Source organism: Streptomyces sp. NPDC057623, from assembly GCF_042800355.1.
Taxonomy (GTDB): Bacteria; Actinomycetota; Actinomycetes; order Streptomycetales; family Streptomycetaceae; genus Streptomyces.
Map to the genome: position 1 here is coordinate 1 of NZ_JBHVGZ010000143.1, position 8,089 is coordinate 8,089.

The 8,089-nt window shown below is 68.9% G+C and carries 6 protein-coding genes and 1 pseudogene; 1 reads left to right on the top strand and 6 read right to left on the bottom strand.

Annotated features, from left to right (window positions below; translation table 11 throughout):
* Positions 1-204 precede the first annotated feature (204 nt).
* Positions 205-813 carry an Imm21 family immunity protein gene (locus ACFU95_RS50355; protein WP_383844480.1) on the top strand — a complete coding sequence of 203 codons (609 nt, stop codon included), beginning with the start codon at positions 205-207 and terminating at the stop codon, positions 811-813.
* Between the two features lie 6 nt (positions 814-819).
* Here ACFU95_RS50355 and ACFU95_RS50360 read toward each other — a convergent pair whose 3' ends face one another.
* The 6 genes and pseudogenes from ACFU95_RS50360 to ACFU95_RS50385 form a co-directional block, all read right to left on the bottom strand.
* Entirely contained in the window at positions 820-1,587 is a 768-nt protein-coding gene (locus tag ACFU95_RS50360) for a transposase (protein ID WP_383844483.1), read from the bottom strand.
* Between the two features lie 574 nt (positions 1,588-2,161).
* Complete coding sequence (locus ACFU95_RS50365) at positions 2,162-2,680, bottom strand: hypothetical protein (RefSeq protein ID WP_383844486.1); 519 nt, start codon at positions 2,678-2,680, stop codon at positions 2,162-2,164.
* A 105-nt stretch (positions 2,681-2,785) separates the two neighbouring features.
* Positions 2,786-4,738: an amino acid transporter gene (locus ACFU95_RS50370; RefSeq protein ID WP_383844489.1), complete on the bottom strand. Its 1,953-nt coding sequence runs from the start codon at positions 4,736-4,738 to the stop codon at positions 2,786-2,788.
* A 122-nt stretch (positions 4,739-4,860) separates the two neighbouring features.
* Positions 4,861-6,210 carry an aminotransferase class I/II-fold pyridoxal phosphate-dependent enzyme gene (locus tag ACFU95_RS50375; protein WP_383844492.1) on the bottom strand — a complete coding sequence of 450 codons (1,350 nt, stop codon included), beginning with the start codon at positions 6,208-6,210 and terminating at the stop codon, positions 4,861-4,863.
* A gap of 286 nt (positions 6,211-6,496) precedes the next feature.
* A complete protein-coding gene (locus tag ACFU95_RS50380; protein ID WP_383844495.1) occupies positions 6,497-7,306 on the bottom strand; it encodes an SDR family NAD(P)-dependent oxidoreductase in 810 nt (269 codons plus the stop codon).
* Between the two features lie 376 nt (positions 7,307-7,682).
* Positions 7,683-8,089: pseudogene (locus ACFU95_RS50385) on the bottom strand (potassium-transporting ATPase subunit B); the annotation flags it as partial.

Sequence of the window (8,089 nt, forward strand, 5' to 3'; positions counted from 1 at the left end):
CACGACGTGCACACACCCCGCAAAACACAGGCGGCGAAACAGCGAACGAGTAAGTCAACCACCCCACGACCACGCCGCACAGGTTAAAGATCAAGTTAAAGGCTGTCCCGTAACCGCTGGTTGCCGCAGGCGCCGAGCTGTTCCCTGTGCTGGGAAGCAATGAGCGGCGCGGGCGTTGTCAGTGGGTGGGGGCACACTGACGGCATGAGCGTCTCTTCGTCCACCCCAGCCGATGCGTCCCACACCTCCCCTGTTTGGGTGGAGTCGATGGGCGGACCTTTGATCGTCATCCCCGTCTCCGCGCTGGCTGCGTGGCGCGGGTGCACGGAGGCCGGGGTCATGGCGGGAGACGCCACCGCTCCAGACGACTATGACCGGGCCTGTGCGCTGGACGATCTGGCCGGTGTGATCTCCGTGGGCGAGAACGGTGCACAGGCACTGGTGCTGGCGGACGAGCCAGCCACCAGCTGCTATCTGCCCGAGCACCGCGCCTTCCTGCGGCGGCTTGCCGCCGACTCCGAGGCCGGGCTGAAGGTCGCAGCAGAGGTTGTCCTCGCGGACCCGGCCACCGAATGGGAGGAGTGCGGCACATGGGTGTCGGACGGTCCGGCCGTGCTCATGGACTCCGCCGAAGCAGGATCCGACCTGGACACCGAGTATCCCGACGGTGGGATGCCCACCCAGGCACCGGTCCCACTGCCCGCCGGCCGCTGGAGGGTTCGAGCCACCCACACCAAGGCAGACGAGGAATGCAGGGTCGGCCTGGTCCAGCTCCTGCCCACCGAGTCCAGGAACGGGCAGTTGCTTCGATGAGTGCCGTCACGCGCGGCGCGCAAGGTTGTGCAGTCGGGCAATGCCGAGCATCGCGTGGTGGACAACCTCACCTTTCAGCCGGCAGTCGCGGAGGATCTTCCAGGTCTTCAGCCGCGCGAGGGCGTGCTCGACGCGAGCACGGACACGGCCGTGCGAGGCGTTGTGCTGCTGCTTCCATGCCACAAGCTCCTCGCCTGGAGCACGCCGGTGCGGGATGACCAGCCCGGTGCCGCGGTAGCCGCCGTCAGCGATGGCGGTGACCCGGCCGACCATGGCCATTGCGCCTGATTCTTCCCATGCCTTGCAGTCGTTGCGGTTGCGGCGCACCGGTCGGCCGACGGCGACGACCAAACTGTTTTCCGCGTCCAACACGATCTGGTGATTGGTGGAGTAGGGGTAGTTCTTGGACGGTTGGGCAATGGCGCGGTCGCGGGTGGGCACCAACGTGCCGTCCACGATCAGAACGGTGCCCCTGCGAAATCGCTGGCGCTGCTTGAGCGCGAGCAGCGGGCCGGTACAGCGGACGATCCGAGCGGCCGCAGACTTCGACACCCCGAACAGCGGGGCTAACTGCCGCAGCGTCAGGTTGGTACGCCAGTACGCGACCACGAGCAGTACCCGGTCCTCCAGCGGCAGTGACCAGGGCCGCCCCGGGCGGGACACACCCGCTGCCTCTCGACGCAGCACCCTGACCAACGCACCGAAGGACCGAGGGGACAGCCCCGTGAACGGAGCTATCCAGGACGGATCGGACGCCGTGATCACACCAGCCACAGCGAGATCATCCCACCCGTGACCAGCGGTTACGGGACAGCCTTTTAGGCAGTTTGCGCCCAAGGAGTTCAGGAGTGCGGCGCCCCGTTCAGCGTCGTCGACGCTTACGGCGAAGTCCTTGCCCTTGGGGTTGATTACGAGGCACTCGCCGCTACGCAGCATGGGGCTGGCTGGCTGGCTGGCCCGCACCGGATCCGGCCGCTACCTGCCGCGCTGGCTGGCGAAGACTGCAGCGGAGCGGCCGATTCCCGCCGTAACAGGAGGGCCCCCGGCGGGAGTTGGTGAGTGTGTGAAGATAAACCAGTCCACCGAGAGCTCTCACGATGTTGTCCACCAGGTCCGCCTCCCGCTGTCGAAGCGGATCATCGACCTCGTCGCGGATCTCATGCGTCGCCGTCGTAACCAGATGTACTCCGCGGCACAAGGTCGACCCCGGCACCCAGGCGATCATCGTGCTCGCCGTGCTCGGCCATGACCAGCACGTTTCCGATGTGGCTGGCGGCAACGGTGTGTCCGCCTCCACCTTCCGCCGCTGGGTCCAGGAAGCCTGATCGCACGCCGCCATCCACGGCGGTCAGGAAAGCCCCGATGCCCGGAGCACTGCCCGTACGGTCTCGTCGTCAATGCGGTGACCCAGTCGGTCCAGGACGTCCGCACCGTGGCGCAGCGTGCCGCGTTCCAGGGAGCGGCGGACGCCTGTGTCGAGTTCGTGCCAGAGCAGGGGGTTGGCCGCGAGGGTGCGGGGATCGAGTTCCAGGCGGTGGCCGTAGGCGTCGCGGAGGACCAGATGTGAGGAGACGCCGTCGTATTGCCGTACGGCGACCAGTGCGTCCGTGCGGACCACGAGCCGGCTCCAGGGGGTGGATACTGCCAGCCAGCCGGGGCCCGCGCTCACCCGTGGCGGCAGCAGGACGGTGAACACCGCGGCCGACAAGAGGGACCAGAGCAGGGCGCGGAGGGGCGTCAGGCTTCCCGCGTCCCAGTCGACCAAGAGGCTCAAGGCGCAGAACACCAGAGCGCAGCCCGCCGCGAGCCGGGCGCTGCCACGCCAGTGGCGGTCGTCGGCAGGGGCTGCTGATGGACTCTGTTCCATGTCCCCGACGCTAGGCGGCCCTATAGGGGCCGACGGCCGTCACTACGGGGTCCTAGCGCCGTACGGGCGAATATTGACGGAACTCTGACTCCGTGGCCGCGGTCTTCAGCCGGTGTGGACGCGCGGGCGGCGGGCCCGGTCCGGTTCTGCCTCCCGGAGAACCTCGCGGGTGACCGGGGCGACCTCGCCCTGGCCGATGAGGAAGAAGCGGAGGAAGTTGGCGAAGGGGTTGCCCTCGGTCCACTCGAAGTAGATGTGTGGGGTGCAGCCCGTGGTGTCGCGGACGTGGAGGAGGAGTGCGGCCAGGGCGTTGGGGATGGAGGAGGACTCCAGGGTCAGGACGCGGTAGCGGTTGTGCAGGACCTCGCCGCGGACCGTCAGGCCGGCCTCGAACTCTGAAGGGTCGGTGACCGTGACCTCGACGAAGACGAAGTCCTCCTGCTCGGGCATGTCGTTGTCGTTGCGGATCTGCTCGATCTTGTCGCGGTACTCGGCCTTGTCGCGCTGGTCGGGCTCGTTGGCGATGAAGCGGATCTTGCGGCTGGCGATGTCCCGGATGAATCGTTCCGCCATGTTGTCCAGCTCGACGTGCGTGACGCGCAGTTCGAAAGCGCGCAGCAGCCGCGAGAGCAGGGAGATGAGGATGATGCCGGCGATGAAGCAGGCGCCGATCTTCACGCCGTCAGGGCGCTCGATGACGTTCACGACGGTGACGTAGAGGAACACCGCGGAGATGACCGCGAAGCCGATGGTCCAGTTGCGCTGGCCGGCCTTGCGGGCGGCGATGGTCACGGCGATCGCGGCGGAGCTGATCAGGACCAGGACACCGGTGGCGTACGCGCCGCCCTGGGCGTCGACATCGGCGTCGAAGATCCACGTCACTAGGAAGGCGACCAGGGTGAAGACGATGACCATGGGGCGGACGGCCCTGGCCCAGTGCGGGGCCATGCCGTAGCGGGGCAGGTAGCGCGGCATCAGGTTGAGCAGGCCGGCCATCGCCGATGCGCCGGCGAACCACAGGATGGCGATCGTCGAGACGTCGTAGACCGTGCCGAAGGCCCCGCCCAGGTACTCGTGCGCGAGGAAGGCGAGCGCGCGGCCGTTGGCCTGGCCGCCCGACTCGAAATCCTTCTCCGGGATCAGGAGCGTGGTGATGAAGCTGGTGGCGATCAGGAAGACGCTCATGATGAGCGCGGCGGCGGTCAGCAGCTTCTTCGTGTCGCGGATCCGGCCGACCGGGTTCTCATCCGTCTCGCCCGGGTCGCCCTTGACGTGAGGCATGACGGCGACGCCGGTCTCGAAGCCGGAGAGGCCGAGGGCGAGCTTCGGGAAGACGATGAGCGCCACGCCGATCATCACGAAGACGTTGCCGTGCTCGGCGGTCAGGGCACTGGACCAGTCGGTGATCACATGGCCCTCGGTGATGACGTGCCACAGGCCCACACCGACCACCACGACGTTCAGCCCGAGGTAGACGGCGACCAGGGCGACCGCGACGCCGATGGCTTCCAGGAAGCCCTTGAGGAACACCGCGCCGAGCAGCGCGACCAGGATCAGGGTGATCAGCAGCTGCTTGTCGTGCAGGGCGCTTTCCAGGTGCGGATTCTCGACCAGGTGGGTCGAGGCGTCCGCGGCCGACAGCGTGATGGTGATCAGGAAGTCGGTGGCGGCGAAGCCCAGCAGGGTCAGGACGAAGAGCTTGCCCTTCCAGAAGGACAGCAGCCGCTCCAGCATGGCGATCGAGCCCTCGCCGTGCGGGCTCTCCTCGGCCACGCGGCGATAGACCGGCAGGGCGCCGGCCAGGGTGACGATCACCAGCACGATGGTCGCGATCGGGGAGAGCAGGCCGGCCGCGAGGGCCGCGATGCCCGGCTGGTAGCCGAGAGTGGAGAAGTAGTCGACACCGGTCAGGCACATCACCCGGTACCACCGCTGGCCCTTGTGGGCGGGCTCCGGCTGGGCGTGCGGGCCCGTGTGGCCCCCGGACTTGCCCATGTCGGACAGGCCCTCCAGCATCCAGGCACGTAGACGCCGCTGTGGGCGTTCGGTGGTGGCCATCGGCGTGCTCCTGGTGCGTGGTTCGGCTCGGGATCGGGCCATCACGCGGACGGCGGCACCAGCGTAAGCAGAGAGTGACGCCCAGGCCCACGGGAGCGTGCTCCATACGCGTCAAGACTCCGTTAAGACCGGCCGATTATGTGCGTCATGTCCTGCCGGGCCGTACGTATGCAGCTGTCGAGGATGTCGATCGCGGCGTCGACGTCTTCGGTGCTGTGGTCCGCCATGGCCTGCATGCGGAAACGCGCCGCGTCGGAGGCGACGGCCGGCTGCTCGACGAGGTGGGCGATGAGGCCGGCGCGGGCGATGAGGCCGGAGGCAATGCGCCCGGTGGGGGTGTCGCCGATGAGGACCGGGACGACCGGGCAGACGACGTCGCCCATGACCTCCAGTCCGCGTGCCGTGAGTCCCTCGCGCAGGCGGGTCGCGACCGCGGCGACGGACTTGCGGCGGCGCGCGCCCTCCGGCGAGGTCACGATGCCCAGGGCCGCGAGGGCGGCCGCGGTCTGTACGGGGGTGATCGCGCTGGAGAAGGTCTGCGGGCCGCCGAACATCCGCACGTACTCCCGCGCGGACGCGGACGGCGTGGCGAGGAAGCCGCCGGTGGTGGCGAAGGTCTTGGAGAACGCCCCGACGACGAAGTCCACCTGGCCGAGGATGCCGTGGACCTCCAACTGGCCGCCGCCGTGCTCGCCCATGGCGCCGAAGTCGTGGGCGACATCGACCATCAGTTGGGCGCCGTACTCCCGGCAGATGCCGAGGAGTTCGGCGAGCTGCGGGGTGTCGGAGTCCATGGAGAAGACACCCTCGGTGACGACGAGGACGGCGTTCTTGGTGTCGGTGGCGCGGATGCCCGCGAGATGGCGGCGGACGGCATCGTTGTCGAGGTGGCGGAAGAACTCCACCGTGGCCCCGCTGGCGGCGGCGCCCTGGCGCAGCGAGTCGTGGGAGAGCTTGTCGAGCAGGATGTGGTCGCGGCGGTGCATCAGCGCCCGGATGGTGCCGAAGCCCGAGGCCCAACCGGTCGGGAACAACGCCACGTGGTCGGAGTGCAGGGCCTCGGCGAGTCCGGCTTCCAGGGCCTTGCTGATCGGGTTGGCGCCGCCCAAGGCGGGGGAGCCCGCGGTGATCGGACCGTAGTCGCGCAGGGCCTGGTGCGCGGCGTCGAGGACGGCGGGGTGGCCGGTGAGGGAGAGGTAGTCCTGGCCGCCGAAGTTGGGGCCGTGGGTGACCACGCCGGTGTCGGACACGGAGGTGGCCCGGGGGGTCAGGGCCGTGTCGTAGCGGCGGAAGTAAGGCCAGAGGTCGGCCTGTTCGCGGTCCCGCTGCCAGGCCAGGTAGGCGTCGTTGCGGGTGGTCAGATCGGGGCCGGACACCGTCCGGAACCGCATGATGTCCTTCTCGCGAGCGTCGGTGCTCCGGTCACCGGGTGTCCCGGTCGGGACAGGGATGCCGGGCACAGTGGTCGTCATCTGATTCGTCGTCTCCAAGGGACGGGCATGTGGGCCCGTTGAGTGGGGGAGACGCCCTCGGTCGGGCGCCTTCGACGACGCTACGGCCGCATAACGGGTCAATTGCCTTCTGTAGAAGGGTTCTTGACTGATAGCAAGCGCATTCCATACGGCGGTCGGGGCGGGAGAGTGCGGTTGCGGTGCCCCGGGCGGGCGGGCCGGTGTGAGGGAATGCCACTTCCGGCGGGCCTTCCCCTTGCGGGCGCGCTTCGACACGTACATCAACTCCTCTGCCGTAAACCGGCCTTCAAGCGCTCCGGTCGACCAGCAGGTCCGCCAGCTTGGTCAGGCGCCTGACCGTGCGGTCCTCCGTCGCCGCCGGGGCGGGGGCGACCCGCTCGTCGCGGTCGTAGTAGGCGCCGTTGACGATCTCGGCGGCCGGGTCGCACAGCCGGACCACGTGCGCGGCGCCCTCGGAGGGGGAGACGCCCTCGTGGGCGTACAGGGGCAGCAGCGCGGTGTCGCAGACGCCCGGGTGCACCGAGACCGCTGTGACGCGCGGGTCGGCGGCGAAGACCGTCAGTGCCAGCTGCGACTGGGCGTAGGCGGCGAGCCGGGAGTAGCGGCGGGCGCGGTTGGGGTCGGACCACTGGATGGAGGCCGTGCGGTGCAGGGCCGACGAGACGTTGACAACCCGGCCGCCGGGGTCGCTGGTCAGGGCCGGTTCCAGCAGGCAGGTCAGCAGGTAGTGGGCGAGGAAGTTGACCTGGAAGGCGATCTCGTTGCCGTCGGCGGTGACGGTGTGCCGCTCGGGGGCGGCCATGCCGGCGTTGTTGACCAGGACGTTCAGGTGCGGGTGCGCTGCGACGACCTTGCGGGCGAGGGCCTCGACCTCGTCGAGGCGTGCGAAGTCGGCCGCGTACGTGCAGAGTTGGCCCTCTGCGACCCCAGCTGTGGCGACGAGGGCGTCGGCGGCGGCTCGGGCCTCTTCGGCGGTGCGGCCGTGCAGCAGCACGGTGGCGCCGCGCTCGGCGAGCTGCCGGGCGGTCTCGTAGCCGACGCCGGAGGTGGCGCCGGTGACGAGCACGGTACGGGACGAAAAGGCGGTGTCGGACATGATCCCATCCAGGGTTGCGGCACGCGGCACACCGCCCAGCCGAGGGGGTGGCGTCACGTGCGGGAGCGAAAGGAAAGAAGAGGGACGCCGTGGCATCACGGCGCCCCTCGTGTCACGGAAAGCGCGTCAGCGGGACGCGGGCGTTTCCGGGCAGTGCGGCGCACGACGGGGCGGCCGAGCGAAGCGAGATGGGGGTCCCCCCCGGCCGAAGGCTGGGGGAGGGACTCGGTGGCCGGTCGAAAAGGAGCCATGCGCTGTTCACGGTTGTCCATGGAAGCCGTCCCGCACAGGCGGGGCAAGCCTGGGTCGCCTTCTCTGACGGGGCTCTGACGTGCGCTTACGCCCCCTTGATGTGGTTCATCCAAGGCGACGTGGTTCATCCGAGGCCGGGCACCCCGGAGATCAGCAGGTCGATCAGTTTGATGCCCACGAAGGGCAGGACCAGGCCGCCGAGGCCGTAGACGAGCAGGTTGCGCCGCAGCAGGTCGTGCGCCGACGACGGCGTGTACCGGACGCCGCGCAGGGCGAGTGGGATCAGGGCCACGATGATCAGCGCGTTGAAGATGATCGCGGAGGCGATCGCGGAGGTCGGGCTGTGCAGGCCCATGAGGTTCAGGGACTCCAGCCCCGGGTACGCGCCCGCGAACATCGCCGGGATGATCGCGAAGTACTTCGCCACGTCGTTCGTGATGGAGAACGTCGTCAACGCGCCCCGGGTGATGAGGAGTTGCTTGCCGATCTCGACGATCTCGATGAGCTTGGTCGGGTTCGAGTCGAGGTCGA

Coding starts and splice junctions, on each gene's coding strand:
- ACFU95_RS50375 (WP_383844492.1), bottom strand. CDS start 6,210: ATGACGACCACTGTGCCCGGCATCCCTGTCCCGACCGGGACACCCGGT.
- ACFU95_RS50365 (WP_383844486.1), bottom strand. CDS start 2,680: ATGGAACAGAGTCCATCAGCAGCCCCTGCCGACGACCGCCACTGGCGT.
- ACFU95_RS50370 (WP_383844489.1), bottom strand. CDS start 4,738: ATGGCCACCACCGAACGCCCACAGCGGCGTCTACGTGCCTGGATGCTG.
- ACFU95_RS50355 (WP_383844480.1), top strand. CDS start 205: ATGAGCGTCTCTTCGTCCACCCCAGCCGATGCGTCCCACACCTCCCCT.
- ACFU95_RS50380 (WP_383844495.1), bottom strand. CDS start 7,306: ATGTCCGACACCGCCTTTTCGTCCCGTACCGTGCTCGTCACCGGCGCC.